The sequence below is a fragment of the Staphylococcus felis genome, from assembly GCF_003012915.1.
GTDB classification, from domain to species: domain Bacteria; phylum Bacillota; class Bacilli; order Staphylococcales; family Staphylococcaceae; genus Staphylococcus; species Staphylococcus felis.
This window is the reverse complement of sequence record NZ_CP027770.1, coordinates 514,556-530,428: the sequence shown is the minus strand read 5'-3', so window position 1 is coordinate 530,428 and position 15,873 is coordinate 514,556. Positions and strand designations below refer to the sequence as shown.

The following is a 15,873-nucleotide window of genomic DNA, read 5'->3' as shown; positions in this document are numbered from 1 at the left end:
CTAAAGGCTTTGTCTTGGCCTCTTTTTTGTACCTAATTTTATTGAGGAGGAAGAGTAGTGCATAGTTTGAGAGAAAAAGTACTCGAAGATGGCGTCGTAATAGGTGAGTCTATACTGAAAGTCGATAGTTTTTTAAATCACCAAATTGATCCAATGTTAATGGATGAAGTCAGCCATACTTTTTATAATCAGTTTGAAAGTAGAGGGGTTACCAAAATTTTGACGATTGAAGCATCAGGTATTGCACCGTCGATTATGGTGGCTCATCGTTTTGAAGTTCCATGCTTATTTGCAAAAAAAGCAAAGCCAAGTACGTTAGCTCATGAAATCTATCAAACAGATGTACATTCATTTACGAAAAATCGTACGAATACTATTATCGTTTCTAAAGAGTTTTTATCCGAAGATGATCGGGTCTTGATTATTGATGATTTCTTGGCAAATGGTGAAGCAGCTCTTGGATTGCATAGGCTTGTTAAAGCAGCTGGTGCAAAGACTGTTGGCGTAGGTATCTTAGTCGAAAAAAGTTTCCAACCAGGACGTGAACGTTTGGAAGCAGAAGGACTGGAAGTGATGTCTTTATGTCGTGTTGCCTCGCTTAAAAATAATCAGGTAACACTTGTAGAGGATGCTGAATCATGAAATCATTCTTATTAAGTTTGCAGCATCTTCTTGCTATGTATGCGGGCGCTATCTTAGTCCCTATCATCGTTGGAACCAGTCTAGGATTTTCATCCTCTCAAATTGCGTATCTTGTTACGGCAGATATTTTCATGTGTGGTGTAGCGACGTTTTTACAAGTTTATCGAGGTATCGGAATAGGACTGCCTGTTGTCTTAGGCTGTACATTTACAGCCGTTGCGCCAATGATTTTAATTGGTCAGACGAAAGGTATTGATATCTTATATGGTTCTTTATTTGCATCAGGGATTTTAGTCGTTGTCATTGCGCCATTTTTTGCTTCGTTAGTACGTCTTTTCCCGCCAGTTGTCACAGGGAGTGTTGTGACAATTATTGGTATTACACTCATGCCTGTTGCGATGAACTATATTGCCGGCGGACAAGAAACCAAAGATTACGGTGATCCAAAGTATATTTTACTCGGATTTAGCACGTTGATTATTATCTTGTTGCTTCAGCGATTTACTACAGGCTTTATCAAATCAATCGCTATTCTCATTGGTTTAGTGGCAGGGACAATCATCGCAAGTGTATTCGGTTTAGTGAATCTATCCGAAGTACAATCGGCACATTGGTTTGAATTACCACAGCCATTTCGATTTACAGGATTTGCTTTTGATATAGGTGCGATTTTAGTCTTCTTTATCGTTGCGCTCATTAGTTTGATTGAATCAACAGGCGTGTATCAAGCATTAAGTGAGATTACAGGACGTCAGCTAATCCGTAAAGATTTCCGAAAAGGCTACATGGCTGAAGGAATAGCGATTATGCTAGGTTCTATATTTAATGCGTTTCCTTATACAGCGTATTCTCAAAACGTCGGACTCGTGTCGTTATCAGGTGTGAAGAAAAACAATGTTATCTATGGCATGGTTCTTTTATTAGTCATCTGCGGTTGTATACCTAAGCTCGGCGCATTAGCTAATGTTATCCCATTACCAGTGTTAGGTGGGGCCATGTTAGCGATGTTTGGTATGGTGATGGCATATGGTATGCGTATATTAAATGATATTAACTTTAAAAATCAAAATAATTTATTGATTATTGCGATTTCTGTAGGATTAGGTGCGGGTGTTACAGCGGTACCTGAGGCTTTTAAAGCATTAGGTGACCAATTTGCATGGTTTACACAAAATGGGATTGTATTAGGAACAATTTCAGCAATTGTCTTGAATTTATTTTTTAATGGTATAAACTATCAACAAAATGAAGAAAATGTGAAATAATAAAGTTATCAATTTGAATGGAGGCTGTAAGAAATGTGGGAAAACAAGTTTGTAAAAGAAGCATTAACATTTGATGATGTATTATTAATTCCAGCTGAGTCAAATGTGTTACCGAAAGAAGTGGATTTAAGTGTTGAATTATCTGACAAGATTAAACTCAACATTCCAATAATTTCAGCTGGTATGGATACAGTAACAGAATCAAAAATGGCTATTGCAATGGCAAGACAAGGTGGCCTAGGTGTTATTCATAAAAACATGAGCATCGAACATCAAGCTGACGAAGTACAAAAAGTAAAGCGTTCAGAAAATGGAGTAATTACTGATCCATTTTTCTTAACGCCAGAAGAAAGTGTATACGAAGCTGAAGCGCTAATGGGTAAATATCGTATTTCGGGTGTGCCAATTGTTGAAGATAAAGATTCGCGTAAACTTGTCGGTATCCTTACTAACCGTGACTTAAGATTTATTGAAGACTTTTCAATTAAAATTTCAGATGTCATGACAAAAGAAGACTTAATTACAGCTCCAGTCGGTACAACATTAGAAGAAGCAGAAAAGATTTTACAAGATCACAAGATTGAAAAATTACCACTTGTTGAAAACGGTATTCTTGAAGGTTTAATTACAATTAAAGATATCGAAAAGGTACATGAATATCCATATTCAGCTAAAGATGATCACGGACGTTTATTAGTAGCAGCAGCTATTGGTATTTCAAAAGATACAGACATCCGTGCAGAAAAGTTAGTTGAAGCGGGCGTTGATGCGTTGGTGATTGATACAGCACACGGTCACTCAAAAGGTGTTATTGATCAAGTTAAAAATATTAAGAGCAAATACCCTGAGATTACTGTAATTGCAGGAAATGTTGCCACTTCAGCAGCAACTAGAGCACTTTATGAAGCGGGTGCAGATGTAGTTAAAGTGGGGATTGGACCAGGATCAATCTGTACGACACGAGTTGTTGCAGGAGTGGGAGTGCCACAAATCACAGCTGTTTATGACTGCGCAACAGAAGCACGTAACCATGGCAAAACAATTATTGCTGACGGCGGTATTAAGTTCTCAGGAGATATCGTTAAAGCATTAGCAGCAGGTGGACATGCCGTTATGTTAGGAAGCTTACTTGCAGGTACTGAAGAAAGCCCAGGTCTTGTTGAAATGTTCCAAGGTCGTCAATACAAAGTGTATCGTGGCATGGGATCACTTGGTGCTATGGAAAGTGGCTCAAACGACCGTTACTTCCAAGAGGATAAAGTCCCTAAAAAATACGTTCCAGAAGGTGTAGAAGGCCGTATTGATTATAAAGGCCCATTACAAGACACAATCTATCAATTAATTGGTGGCGTGAAGAGTGGTATGGGTTACACAGGCTCTCAAGACTTAAAAGCGTTACGTGAAGAAGCACAATTTACAAAAATGAGTGCAGCAGGGCTAGCAGAAAGTCATCCACATGATGTTCAAATTACGAAAGAATCACCAAACTACTCATTCTAATTCATAAAGGAGTACAAATAGTATGGAAATGGCAAAAGAACAAGAACTGATTCTTGTCCTCGATTTTGGTAGTCAATACAACCAGTTGATTACACGTCGTATTCGTGAGATGGGCGTATATAGTGAATTACATGACCATGAAATTTCTATTGATGAAATTAAAAAAATGAATCCAAAAGGAATAATCCTTTCAGGTGGTCCAAACTCAGTATATGCCGAAGATGCGTTCACAATTGATCCAGAGATTTATAACTTAGGCGTCCCTGTATTGGGGATTTGTTACGGCATGCAACTGACAACGAAATTATTAGGTGGTAAAGTTGAACGTGCCAACCAACGTGAATATGGTAAAGCAATCATTAACGCGAAATCCGATGAACTTTTCTTCGGATTACCAGAAGAACAAACAGTATGGATGAGTCATTCTGACAAAGTCATTGAAATCCCAGAAGGTTTTGAAGTGATTGCAGATAGCCCAAGCACACAATATGCTGCAATTGAAGACAAAAAACGCCGTATCTACGGTGTTCAATTCCATCCAGAAGTACGTCATACTGAATTTGGTAATGACTTATTACGTAACTTCGTGCGCCGTGTATGTAACTGTACAGGTGAATGGACAATGGAAAACTTTATTGATATTGAAGTTGCTAAAATTCGTGAACGTGTAGGTGATCGCAAAGTTCTTTGTGCGATGAGCGGTGGCGTAGACTCATCTGTTGTAGCTGTTTTATTACACAAAGCAATCGGTGACCAATTGACGTGTATTTTCGTTGACCATGGTCTTTTACGAAAAGGTGAAGGTGACATGGTCATGGAACAATTCGGTGAAGGATTCAATATGAACATTATTCGGGTTAATGCTGAAGAGCGCTTCATGTCTAAACTCAAAGGCGTATCGGATCCTGAACAAAAACGTAAAATTATTGGTAATGAATTTGTATACGTATTCGATGATGAAGCATCAAAGTTAAAAGGGGTAGACTTCCTTGCACAAGGAACACTTTATACAGATGTTATCGAATCGGGTACGAAAACAGCGCAAACGATCAAATCACATCATAATGTGGGTGGATTACCTGAAGATATGGAATTCGAATTAATCGAACCAATCAATACGTTATTCAAAGATGAAGTTCGTGCGCTTGGAATTGAACTGGGCATACCTGAACATCTCGTATGGCGTCAACCATTCCCTGGACCAGGTCTGGGCATTCGTGTATTAGGTGAAATCACAGAAGACAAACTTGAAATCGTGCGTGAATCAGATGCGATTTTGCGAGAAGTTATTCGTGAGGAAGGTTTAGAACGTGAAATTTGGCAATATTTCACAGTATTACCAGATATTCGTTCAGTCGGCGTGATGGGAGACTACCGCACGTATGACTATACAGTGGGTATCCGTGCCGTAACGTCAATTGACGGTATGACTAGTGACTTTGCACGTATTGACTGGGAAGTCTTACAAAAAATCTCAACACGTATTGTAAACGAAGTCGACCACGTTAACCGTGTGGTATATGACATCACATCAAAACCACCAAGTACGATTGAGTGGGAATAATGATATAGTATAAATGAGAGGCTAGAAATACCGTTGTGATGCGGTTTCTAGCCTCAGATCGTAGACAAACTATCGTTTTAAATTGTAAAATTTGGCGATAGTTTGTTTTTTTATGTGTTTTTTTCAAAAATTGTATGTAAAAATGTGGAGTTGAAGTCCTCTTGGACTTGTACAATTTTGAGCAAGTTGAAACGGTAATAGCCATAATTCTCTGTTACTCTTTTTTGAGAAACCAATGTAATTGTCACTTTAATACAACTTCGTCATTACTGACGGGGTTCAAAGGTTAGGGCAACTTTTAGGTTAACCCGCTTCTATACTACCTTTCAAAACCGCCTATCTTCAGAATGTTGCTTACTATCCGTCGATAAAGTGGGTAGTTTTCTTATGGTTATAAATGAATAAATACAATATAATTAATGTGATGTACCTTTAAGTTAGAGAGACAACTTACACAATATTCAAATTTCTTTATTATAGTGTTACTTTTAATTGCTGTTAAAACGTTAGGTGACTTAAAGAAGTGGATGCCAATGTTCAATATTAAAGTAAGAATTTATGAAAAACTTAGTTTTGTGTAAGGGTGTTTATGAAATGACAGAGAATGTTGGATTGTTGGTTTAAACGCATATTAATATATTAAAGCCGAAGAAAAAACGAAGAAAACCGAAGAAAAAACGAAATCAAAACCACATGATATCAACGGTTTAAGAGGTCGAAACCGATGAAAATAAAAATATGACCGAAGAAAGAAGAGTGAATATGACATATAATTTTAAAGCCGAGCATACTCAATTAGAGTATAAAGAAGCTAAAAAACATTTCCTAATGAAGCTTGGAAAACCATTTGTGCATTTTCAAATACAAAAGGAGGTTTGATGGTACTTGGTATTGCAGAAATTGAAGGTGAATTTGTAGTAACAGGCGTCGAAAGTCCAGAAAAAATTAAAAAGGAATATCTCGATACTTTAAATTCAGATTCTAAAATTAACTTAACATCTTTAGGTGAAGATAGTATTGAAATAAAGGAGTATATAGATGGTAAAAAGGTTATTGAAATTAGAGTACCAGAGGCAAGCTATAAGGAAAAGCCAATATACCTTAACGGACAAGCGAACCAAACTTACATAAGAAGAGGAAGTGGGGATTATATTGTTAATGAAGATGAACTTGCAACATTTTTTAGAAATAAAATTGATAATTTAGATGAAGATTTGATAGAAAACTATGATATGGATGATTTAGATAGTATAACTATTGATAATTATATAGAAAGATTAGTTGTAAGAGATAAACATAATAGATATGTAAATATGGAGAAACATCAAATTTTATCAGAGCTAGGTGTAATTAGGAGAGATAGAAAAACCAAAAAAGAAGCATTAACTTTTGGGGGATTATTATTCTTTGGTAAATATGATTCTATCAAAGAATACTTACCACACTTTCATTTAGAGTATATTGATTTAACAAACACTTCTTTTTCAAAGGAAGAAAGATATAAAGATAGAGTATCTTCAGGAAGTATTAACTTTCCAAACTTGAATCTATATAATTTTTATTTTGAAGTACAAAAGAGATTGTCAGAAAACATAAAAGATATATTTTCACTAAATCCCGAAACAATGATAAGAGAAGAAAATGCTACTAAAACTAATGCAGTATTGAGGGAAGCTTTAGCTAATACTATAATACATGCTGATTATAAGGCAAACCAGGATGTTAAGATAGAAGTATTTAATCATTACTATGATTTTACAAACCCCGGAAAAATGAGAGTTTCAACACGAGAATTCTTTGAAGAAAATAAATCGAAACCGAGAAATGCTATTATAGAGGTTTTATTTAGGAAAATTGGAATAAGTGAACGCATGGGCTCCGGTGGTATTACAATATATACAAATGTAGTAGAGCAAAAACTAAGGTTACCTGAACTGAAAAGCGAAAATAATACAACTTCCTTAAGGGTATGGAAAGTTGATATTGCAGACTCTGATCCTGAATTAAGTGAAAGAGAGAAAACAGTTCTAAAGTATATTACGAAGAAAAAAATTATTGCATCAGCTGATGTAATGAAATTGTTAGGTGTTAAAAGAGATGCATCTTTAAGTGTACTAAATGGACTAATCGACAAAGGATATTTGAGTAAACATGGTCAAACGAGGTCTATAAAATATCATATAAATGAGAAATATGAAGATGAAATAGCAACTATGGAACATATGATAAGAGAATTAAAATTATTAAGAAAACAAAAAGATAAGAGAAAAACAACCAAAAAGTAGCGACACCGTGAGAAGTAAATCAGAAATACAATGTTCAATCTCCTTGATAATAAACAAGCTTTTTGAGACTGTGAGAAATTACAATTAAAGCTGTTAGGGATCGAGTGGGAATAGAACTGTAAATAAGAAGAACCCTTTAACTGTAATGGTTAGAGGGTTCTTTTTGTGTATTGATTTATTCCCTTTATAAAATTATGATATTTTATAGGGGACGATATAATGAAAAGGAAATTATTACTAAGTATTTTTTCATTTGTTGTATTATTTTCGTTTAATGGTGATTTTTCGAAAGGAGACTTAAATTTATTTAAGAATAATCAAGAGAGAGTGATTGTTCATAATCCTTTAAATAATACAGCCGATGCCAGAGGAAGAATCAAAGTAGGTAGGGAAAAAAAGAATAAAAGCAGAAGCAAGAGTAATTATAGTAGCAGGAAAGACTCAAGAGCTAAAACAAATAAAAAGCATACTCCTAGTAAGAAACATAAAGGGGGAAAAATAACAAAAGGATCAAATAAGAAGAAAAAGTGATATAGATGAAAAAAGTAAGCATAAAAAATAGAACGAAACATGATAAGTTAATGGATAAATTAGCAGAATTTGAAATGTGGATTAATAGATATCGTAACTTTAGGGAAAGAGTGACTATAATCATACATGACAAGCCAATACTCAGCTATGGTGATTGGAGTGACTGTCAGGTTGATTTAGAAGATAGAGTTATTTATTACTCGTTATTTGATATTGAAAGTTATCAAGTTGAGAGGAAAGTTTTCAATAGATCTATCGATGGATTGTCAAATGCGACATATGAAATAGTTAAAGATTTATCTTTACAATTAGCTAAATTCTATATTATAGATAGAGATGAGATTGATTATCGTGATTTTGTAGAGCAGTATGATACGTATAAACAAGATATGTATAAGATACATACTTATATGTCAAATCAATTTGTCTTATCCAGTGATACTATTAACTTATATACAAAAAAAGGGATAGAAATAAAATATGAAGAGGGAATTTCAAGTACATTGAAAGAAGGTTTTTTGATGTTTGAAAACTTTTTATTAAGTGAGTTTTCGTTCCCAGTTAAAGTTATAGTTAGTGTCACTTTCGATAAGCTGAATGATGGCGCTATAGGTCATTTTTTCGAACCAACTACAATATACAATTATCCTAAAATTTTTGTTTCTATTAATCATTTTGACGTATTACTGCAAGAATTAGGTGAGTTTGATGCAGTATTAAACATATTGAGGATATTTGCCCATGAAATAGGACATTATTTGGAATATACTAGTGGATATATGGGGGATAATGAATCTTCAGAAATTATTGCAGATAATTATGAAGATTCATTGATTCAAAAATTTATTGATGAGGTTTACTATGTGTATTATGATTAAACACTTCTAAAGCTCTCTTTTTATGACATTTCGTAGATGATTTATTGGTTGACGTTAATTGGCAATATACAATTTACTTAGAAACCAAGTTCCGATGAGTTCTCGTTAGGTGCTGATACCTTAGGCGGTGTCGCAAAATGGTGTAAGAAGTAACTATCAAAAGTGTAGCATTGATCTCAAAGTGACTAGAACTAAAGTTCAAAAGAAATTGTAAAGACACGAATTCTATGGTCTGTGATTTATATAATAAATCTGTAAAGTATGCATACTTATATTGTCCTACACCTACATATTCTTTAAGAGCATCTGTAAACTTCTTTCTTTCGGCTTCTTCGATATAGGCTTTGTTTAAGTAATCTTTATCTCTTTGGTTAATATACTTTGTATGCCTGCCAGTTTTTTGTCAATAGTATCCATTGTAATATCAATCATTATTCCGCATATAGTTTGTTTCATCATATACTTTGATATTATTGCTTTCTAACAGTGCGGTAAATAGTCCGACTCCCCATTTTTTTTTTGCCGTTAAATTCACCTGAATAAATCGTACTAGATCCACAAGTAGGACTGTCTGATTTCAAAATTAACATATCACAATGCATATTTTTACAAATTTCCAAAGCTAATTCTGCACCTTGCATATATTCTTTAGTGACACCATTTCCTTTAATATCTATAACTTTAGCACTTCCGGCTAACACGTCATATCCATCGCCACCTACAATTTCTGCAGGTTCTCTTGGAACACCTAGACCTCCTAAAAGTTCAGGACATATCGTTTGAGCCAGACCACATTGTACTAAATGGCTTAATGATGTATGTTTTTTATTTTGACCATCATAACGAACATTTTCTCCTGCCAAGCAAGCACTAATGAGTATCACAAGTTGTCCCCCTTCCTTACAAAAGTCATATTGAATCATTCTTTACTATGATAGTTGCTACGCCTTTCATTAATAAGAATATAATAAAATTTTTACGCTCAAAGTTCAATATACGTAGGACAAGGATGCATCTTTTACAAAGTAGGCGACTATTGTATAATTGAAAATGATTATCAATTAAATGGCTTATCAAGGAGGAAATGATGGAAAAATTACATGGAGTTCCTGAATCGATGTTAATTCCTGTTGCAGCTAGAGCATTAGAAACATATGAAAAAAATCCTATTATTAAAGATCCGCACTCAGAAAAAATGTTTAGAAAGCTTAATTATGACTTTGATCAAATTACGAAAGATTGGACTACTCAATTAGGTATAAGTATAAGAACGTATATTTTAGATATGCTTGTGAATGATTTTGTGAAAAATAACGAAAAAGCGTTCATTATTAACATTGGTTGTGGTTTGGATACGAGGTTCGATAGGTTAAGTATGAAAGGTATCCCATGGGTAGATATTGATGTACCAGATGTAATCAATATTAGAAAGCGTTTTTTCACTGAGAGCGAAAACCATGTGATGATATCTAAGTCAATGTTTGACTATAAGTGGATTGATGAAGTGAAAAGTGCGACATTTTATGCTGATGGATTAGATATATTAGTGATATTTGAAGGAGTGTTGATGTATTTTGATGATAAAGAAATCCAAGCATTAATCAAAACAATAGATTTACAGTTCTCAAATTGTAAATTAACATTTGCAATTGAGTGTTGTTCTGAGACTATCGCTAAACATACATCCAAGCATAAATCCGTATCTCATTTGAAATCCAAGCCAGTTTTTAAGTCGGGGTATAATCAGTTTAAAGAAGCCCAAAAATGGTTTCCTAAGGGTATCCGACTAGAAAAAGAGTACAATTATTTTGATTATTTCCATAGACGCTGGGGGATATTTGGCTTATGTAGATACATCCCTTTTTTAAAAAACAGATTAAATAATAAAATCTTAGTTGCGGCAACAAAAAGATAAATAGCAATAAAAGGATACGCTTGACTTTGACGTTTACTAGAGTAAAATTATTGTTGAAATTATAATATAATAATTTTATAAAAGAGAGGAGTTCGTTTATATGTTGAAAATAATTTCGATATTTTCTACATTTGTTACTTTCGTTTTAGCGTCAGTCGTAGTTACTCCTGCTGTATATGCAGAAAGATCGTTGTTACGTTCTAATGAGACAGAGTCTTCCTCTAATGCATTAACGAGAAATAATCCTTTTACGCCAAATGAAACCACTTTACCTTTACAAATGACAGGTCCTTTTGATCATATGAATTATCCAAATGTCAATCGCTATATTATTGACAACCACATTAAACATTCAAAAATCGTGAAAGATCCACGTATCGACACATTACCTAAGCTCCAATATAAATATGGTACTTATATTGGTGTCATTATTCATGAAGTAGGTCAGGATCACCGAACATTACAAGAGTGGGTAGATCGTATGTATGCTACATACAATACGGCTTTTGTCCATGCATTTGTTGACCAAAATGAGATCCGCTTAACAGCTCCTGCTGAATATTATGTATGGGGCGCTGGTAAGCAAGCTAATCCATATTTTTATCAGATTGAAGTTGTGCGTACGTATCAATTTACTGATTTTGCAAAATCGGTCAATAATCAAGCGTGGCTAACGGCATATATGTTGAAACAAAAAGGGTTAGAGCCTTCACTCGCAGATGACAATGAAGGTGTCGGAACAGTTATTAGCCACGATGCAGTAAGGAAATATTGGGGTGGTACAACACATGTTGATCCGATTGAATATTATGCAAGATGGGGCTATGATATGCATCAATTTTTTGAATTAGTTCAATATCATTATAATCAAATGTAAGTCAAACTTTTAAAGATTGGACCAAAATGTCTCGATTTCAAACGCAATAGTTAACGTTTTTAATAAGTTAAATTAAAATAGCGTTGAGCTTGTTGTTCAATTTCTTTGATAAAAGCAGATTTACCATTTGTGTAGGCATGTCTATCTTGAGAATGTATACACGCGAGACGTTCTTTCAATTCTTCATAGCGTTTAGCATCTTTAGGATGTTCACGAAGATAATCTCTAAAGGCCAAATGTCTTATGATTTGATTTTGATTGTGTACATCGAATATGTGTAAATGGTGCGTGTGCTCGTTTTGACTATTCGCAGTTTTAACAAAAAACCTACGCCCGGATAATCCATATTCTCCGAGAGGGTTATAACCTATGTTAAGCATATCTTGATTAAAGACATCAATCAGGCGTATATCCGAAACGACACATAAAATATCTATAATAGGCTTGGCTTTAAGTTGAGGAATAGATGTACTTCCAATATGGTGGATTTCGAGTAATTCACTCCCTAAAATTGACTGCAATAGTGATTGTTCAATTTGGTATTGAGTACACCAATTGGGGTTATAACTTTCAATTTTAATAGTCATTTAGCTTTCCTCCTGTGTAGAAAAAATAGAGTTGCTGGCAAAAAAGGTTTCAACATAATAATACAGCTTAGCAAAATTGAGTTAGATTTTACTAGGCTGTATCACTTTTTAAACATCTTTTAATACCAACGGAAAAAGTACTTTGCTTTCATGCAATATTAAATTTGATTCGGTAAGAAATATCAGGATCAATTACATTATATTGTTTTTGACTGAGTATGTTTGTGTTGCGATAAGAATCTTGATACTGTTTAGATTGACACCACATTTTAAAGTGTGCTTCTGATTCCCATAGTGTGATGATGAGATAGTAGTTATCAGGATGTTTAGGTCTTAGTATTCTTAAAGCAACGAAACCATCTAACTGTTTGATGTGTGAATCTTTATTCAGAAAGTTTGATTCAAAGACATCTGTTTGGTCGTCTAGTACTTTGATATAGTTTAAGACACAATATGTTTGCGTTTCTAAATGTCCAATGCGCTTTAAAATGGTGTACGTCTTCCACTCGTTGTTTTTGTATATGGTAATATCCTGATTCTCACTAATTTTATATAATTTGTCTTGATGGCATAGATTCATAATATATACCTCCTTACACACTATTTAAATACCCAGTTTGATTGTGACTTAAAAGAGGATTTTTAATTTATTTTGAAACATATATTAAAATAATAAAAAGGGTGTAATGAAATATAAGGAGATGTGATGAAGGGGTTATTTAATGAGTTGAAGGCTTTTAATAGAAAAAAGTTAGGGCATAAAGCACTGATACGTAAGGGTAACCGACTAGCGGTACTTACCATGCTTTAGCCCTAACCTAAGGCGTTACCAATTATTTGTTGAATAAACCACTGAAGAATTCGATAGCTTTTTTGATTAAGTTCACGATGAATGACATGAGAACTCACCTCCTATATTTGAATTAATGTCAGTATAAAGCGATTTTTATAAAAATAGTTGGATTTTTCTTACTTTAATCAATTACAGTCCTATTTGTTTATATCAAAAACAAAAAATAACAGTTGGGATTTCATATTTGTTTGATGAAACGCAATTCTATTGTGTGTTTTGATATGTGCTATTTTTAATACGTACATTGACTTTTGTATACCGATACGTTAATGTCATTTAGTGTCATAAAACCAAGGATTTGAGTCTAGAATGGTCGAAGGTTAAAGGCTATGTAGATACGATTGGAATGGGTTATTTTAATAAAAATGGAGGCTGATGCAAATCGAAAATGCAAGTCTGAAACGAAATCTTGGTTTTTTCTCAGCACTGTCCATAGTGATGGGATCGGTCATTGGTTCAGGGGTGTTTTTCAAAATTTCAAACATTACTGAAGTGACAGGATCGACGAGTTTAACAATGTTTGTTTGGTTCTTAGGTGGGCTGATGACAATTTGTGCAGGTTTAACTGGAGCAGAACTCGCAGCAGCCATACCAGAGACTGGCGGGCTTACGAAATATATTGAATATACATATGGTGATTTTTGGGGCTTTTTGTCTGGATGGGCACAAAGTTTTATTTATTTTCCTGCAAATATTGCAGCACTAGCGATTATTTTTGCGACACAAGTGGTGAATTTATTTCACTTTGCCCCTGAATATACTGTTCCGATTGCAGTAGGAAGTGCAGTATCTATTCTGCTGATTAATTGTATGGGCTCACAGGCGGCAAGTACATTACAAAAATTAACGCTGATCATAAAACTGATTCCAATTATAGTCATTGTAGTGGCAGGACTATTTCAAAATCAAGACGTCTCATTTTCTTTATTTCCTGTTCAAAGTGGCACGCAATCTGGCTTTTTGACTGCACTTGGCAGTGGTTTGCTAGCGACAATGTTCGCTTATGATGGTTGGATACATGTGGGAAATATTGCAGGAGAGTTAAAGCGACCTAAGAAGGATTTACCTTTAGCCATTGCGCTCGGAATAGGTTGTATTATGGTCATATACTTGTTGATTAATGCGACTTTTTTAATGACGATACCGATTAGTCATATTGCAGGTAATTTAAATGCGGCAAGTGATGCATCATTAATATTATTTGGCCATCATGGAGGTAAACTCATTACAATTGGTATTTTAATTTCAGTATATGGTACGATGAATGGCTATATGATGACGGGGATGCGTATTCCTTATGCCATGGCAGAGCTCAATCAATTGCCATTTCGAAAGTTATTTTTAAGTTTAACTCGGGCTGGTGCACCGTGGATGAGTGGCGTGGTTCAAGTGATTATTGCTGTTTTTATGATGCTATTAGGTGCATTTGATACGATTACGAATATGTTAGTCTTTGTCATCTGGACTTTCTATAGTATGGCTTTTATTGCGGTAATATGGCTTAGAAAGCGAGAGCCGGAAATGGTACGTCCTTACAAAGTGCCACTTTATCCAATTGTTCCAATTATTGCGTTAGTGTCTGGCGTTTTTGTATTAATCAATACGATATTGACACAACCTTTTCTTGCATTAACAGGGATTCTCATTACTCTAGCAGGTGTGCCGATATACATTTATAAACAAAAGTGCGCGTCATGATATATCTATTGAAAATCTTGAACACATTATTTCTATACTGCAACAAAGTATGTTACAGTACTCGATGGTGTCTATTTTGATTGAGTAAACAATAGCGGCCGTATTATTGTTGAGTTACAGGGATAAAGGAGATATGAGTTGTGAAGATGTTTAAACTGTTTGTCGGTGTGACAGTCGTAAGTTTTGTCTTGTTTTTAATTGCTAGTTTTATTGCAAATGATATTGCAATATTTCAAATTGTAAGCATATCTGTATTGTTGGGGGTATTAATTGCGTGGACCTTTCATCCAATTGTGCCATTTACATTAAGAAATCGTATGAAAGATCATCGTACCCGATAAAATTGAATAAGCAAAGTTTCAGGGGCAGTTGTTAGTGGTAAACACGAACAGCTGCCTTATTTATATGTAAAGAAGAAAGGAGCAAATAAATGATTAATATTATCTCAGCGATTGGCTCTATCGGTACATTTATCATGGCATTATTTTATTTCATTTCAGTCTCTGTCCAGTTGTATCAAATGAAGATGAGTTTTTTACCCGCATTAGGATTTAATCAGATATTGATGATACGAGATGGTAATCGCCTTACACTTAAAAATGCGACGAATGATGTCAAAAATGAATTAGGTGATGATTTTCTAAAGTTGTATAATTTAGGTGCTGGAGCTGCTAAGGAAATCATTGTTGAGATTTATCTAAATGGCGGTCAACTTTTACAACGAAAATATATCAGTATTCTTCCAAGTAAAGAGAGCTATTTATTACCTATTAATCGAGATGTTTTTAACGAATTGGAACGTACAATTGAAAATAATGGATATGAATCAGATTTGCAAATTAAAATAATGTATAAACATAATGTCAGCCGAAAAACGAAAGAAACCGTACTGAATAGTCAAATTGATATTTTTAATCGTTATAATCAAAAATCAATATATGAATTACAATTTATTCAAGCGGAACAAGATATTAAAAATAAAACAACTAAAGAGATCCAAGAATAAAAAGTTGTGTTATTAAGCTAATCATTAAGGTTATCCTAGTAAGTATTAGCTCACGGTTTTATATAACTTATTAGACCATTTAATATCGAAGCCAAACCTTAAGGTGAATTTGAAGGTCGGCGCCATTTCACAATGGCTTTTTTATATTTACTAGGTTCTGTTTAAAGTCAAAGCGAAAACTCAACAACCTTGTGATAGACGGTGTTTCACAAGTAGGATTCTCGACAGAATATCATGACTCGGCAAAATTTGGGAAACAATTTTGCTCGTCA

At 34.3% G+C, this 15,873-nt stretch carries 15 protein-coding genes and 1 pseudogene; 12 read left to right on the top strand and 4 right to left on the bottom strand.

Annotation, left to right across the window (positions count from 1 at the left end; translation table 11 throughout):
- The first annotated feature begins 57 nt into the window (after positions 1 to 57).
- The 7 genes from xpt (at position 58) to C7J90_RS02570 (ending at position 8,665) form a co-directional block, all read left to right on the top strand.
- The gene (xpt, locus tag C7J90_RS02600) at positions 58 to 642 is read left to right on the top strand and encodes a xanthine phosphoribosyltransferase (protein WP_103207811.1); all 585 of its coding nucleotides are present in this window, start codon (positions 58 to 60) and stop codon (positions 640 to 642) included.
- Positions 639 to 1,907 carry a xanthine permease PbuX gene (pbuX, locus tag C7J90_RS02595; protein ID WP_103207810.1) on the top strand — a complete coding sequence of 423 codons (1,269 nt, stop codon included), beginning with the start codon at positions 639 to 641 and terminating at the stop codon, positions 1,905 to 1,907. The genes xpt and pbuX overlap by 4 nt, the downstream gene beginning before the upstream one ends.
- 33 nt (positions 1,908 to 1,940) lie before the next feature.
- Positions 1,941 to 3,407, top strand: coding sequence for an IMP dehydrogenase (guaB, locus tag C7J90_RS02590; RefSeq protein WP_103207808.1), 1,467 nt, complete (start codon positions 1,941 to 1,943; stop codon positions 3,405 to 3,407).
- A 22-nt stretch (positions 3,408 to 3,429) separates the two neighbouring features.
- Positions 3,430 to 4,971: a glutamine-hydrolyzing GMP synthase gene (gene guaA, locus C7J90_RS02585; RefSeq protein ID WP_103207806.1), complete on the top strand. Its 1,542-nt coding sequence runs from the start codon at positions 3,430 to 3,432 to the stop codon at positions 4,969 to 4,971.
- Positions 4,972 to 5,816: 845 nt separating this feature from the next.
- Complete coding sequence (locus tag C7J90_RS02580; protein ID WP_269780139.1) at positions 5,817 to 7,256, top strand: RNA/DNA-binding domain-containing protein; 1,440 nt, start codon at positions 5,817 to 5,819, stop codon at positions 7,254 to 7,256.
- Between the two features lie 219 nt (positions 7,257 to 7,475).
- Positions 7,476 to 7,787 carry a hypothetical protein gene (locus C7J90_RS02575; protein WP_103207802.1) on the top strand — a complete coding sequence of 104 codons (312 nt, stop codon included), beginning with the start codon at positions 7,476 to 7,478 and terminating at the stop codon, positions 7,785 to 7,787.
- 50 nt (positions 7,788 to 7,837) lie between these two features.
- Positions 7,838 to 8,665, top strand: coding sequence for a hypothetical protein (locus C7J90_RS02570; protein WP_158701889.1), 828 nt, complete (start codon positions 7,838 to 7,840; stop codon positions 8,663 to 8,665).
- A gap of 424 nt (positions 8,666 to 9,089) precedes the next feature.
- Here C7J90_RS02570 and C7J90_RS02565 read toward each other — a convergent pair.
- A pseudogene (locus tag C7J90_RS02565) lies at positions 9,090 to 9,549 on the bottom strand (2-thiouracil desulfurase family protein).
- 203 nt (positions 9,550 to 9,752) lie between these two features.
- On the opposite strand from C7J90_RS02565, the gene C7J90_RS02560 reads away from it, so the two are divergent.
- Positions 9,753 to 10,580, top strand: a complete 828-nt coding sequence (locus tag C7J90_RS02560; protein ID WP_103207799.1) for a class I SAM-dependent methyltransferase — start codon at positions 9,753 to 9,755, stop codon at positions 10,578 to 10,580.
- 100 nt (positions 10,581 to 10,680) lie between these two features.
- A complete protein-coding gene (locus C7J90_RS02555) occupies positions 10,681 to 11,457 on the top strand; it encodes a peptidoglycan recognition protein family protein (protein ID WP_103207797.1) in 777 nt (258 codons plus the stop codon).
- A gap of 59 nt (positions 11,458 to 11,516) precedes the next feature.
- Here the strand turns inward: C7J90_RS02555 and C7J90_RS02550 are convergent, their stop codons facing one another.
- From C7J90_RS02550 to C7J90_RS12290, 3 genes are all read right to left on the bottom strand, one after another.
- Complete coding sequence (locus C7J90_RS02550) at positions 11,517 to 12,044, bottom strand: GrpB family protein (protein WP_103207795.1); 528 nt, start codon at positions 12,042 to 12,044, stop codon at positions 11,517 to 11,519.
- A 148-nt stretch (positions 12,045 to 12,192) separates the two neighbouring features.
- A complete protein-coding gene (locus C7J90_RS02545; protein WP_103207793.1) occupies positions 12,193 to 12,624 on the bottom strand; it encodes an antibiotic biosynthesis monooxygenase family protein in 432 nt (143 codons plus the stop codon).
- A 253-nt stretch (positions 12,625 to 12,877) separates the two neighbouring features.
- Positions 12,878 to 12,943, bottom strand: coding sequence for an epsilon family phenol-soluble modulin (locus C7J90_RS12290; RefSeq protein WP_103207856.1), 66 nt, complete (start codon positions 12,941 to 12,943; stop codon positions 12,878 to 12,880).
- Positions 12,944 to 13,272: 329 nt separating this feature from the next.
- Between C7J90_RS12290 and C7J90_RS02535 the strand changes: the two genes are divergently transcribed.
- From C7J90_RS02535 to C7J90_RS02525, 3 genes are all read left to right on the top strand, one after another.
- On the top strand, positions 13,273 to 14,595 hold the full coding sequence (locus C7J90_RS02535) for an APC family permease (RefSeq protein WP_103207792.1): 1,323 nt from the start codon (positions 13,273 to 13,275) through the stop codon (positions 14,593 to 14,595).
- A gap of 140 nt (positions 14,596 to 14,735) precedes the next feature.
- Positions 14,736 to 14,936 (top strand): hypothetical protein, encoded by a 201-nt coding sequence (locus C7J90_RS02530; protein ID WP_103207790.1) that lies wholly within the window; start codon positions 14,736 to 14,738, stop codon positions 14,934 to 14,936.
- 89 nt (positions 14,937 to 15,025) lie between these two features.
- The gene (locus C7J90_RS02525; protein WP_103207788.1) at positions 15,026 to 15,601 is read left to right on the top strand and encodes a hypothetical protein; all 576 of its coding nucleotides are present in this window, start codon (positions 15,026 to 15,028) and stop codon (positions 15,599 to 15,601) included.
- Positions 15,602 to 15,873 lie beyond the last annotated feature (272 nt).

Coding starts and splice junctions, on each gene's coding strand:
- C7J90_RS02555 (WP_103207797.1), top strand. CDS start 10,681: ATGTTGAAAATAATTTCGATATTTTCTACATTTGTTACTTTCGTTTTA.
- C7J90_RS02525 (WP_103207788.1), top strand. CDS start 15,026: ATGATTAATATTATCTCAGCGATTGGCTCTATCGGTACATTTATCATG.
- C7J90_RS02570 (WP_158701889.1), top strand. CDS start 7,838: ATGGATAAATTAGCAGAATTTGAAATGTGGATTAATAGATATCGTAAC.
- C7J90_RS02575 (WP_103207802.1), top strand. CDS start 7,476: ATGAAAAGGAAATTATTACTAAGTATTTTTTCATTTGTTGTATTATTT.
- C7J90_RS02545 (WP_103207793.1), bottom strand. CDS start 12,624: ATGAATCTATGCCATCAAGACAAATTATATAAAATTAGTGAGAATCAG.
- pbuX (WP_103207810.1), top strand. CDS start 639: ATGAAATCATTCTTATTAAGTTTGCAGCATCTTCTTGCTATGTATGCG.
- C7J90_RS02550 (WP_103207795.1), bottom strand. CDS start 12,044: ATGACTATTAAAATTGAAAGTTATAACCCCAATTGGTGTACTCAATAC.
- guaB (WP_103207808.1), top strand. CDS start 1,941: ATGTGGGAAAACAAGTTTGTAAAAGAAGCATTAACATTTGATGATGTA.
- C7J90_RS02535 (WP_103207792.1), top strand. CDS start 13,273: ATGCAAATCGAAAATGCAAGTCTGAAACGAAATCTTGGTTTTTTCTCA.
- guaA (WP_103207806.1), top strand. CDS start 3,430: ATGGAAATGGCAAAAGAACAAGAACTGATTCTTGTCCTCGATTTTGGT.
- C7J90_RS02560 (WP_103207799.1), top strand. CDS start 9,753: ATGGAAAAATTACATGGAGTTCCTGAATCGATGTTAATTCCTGTTGCA.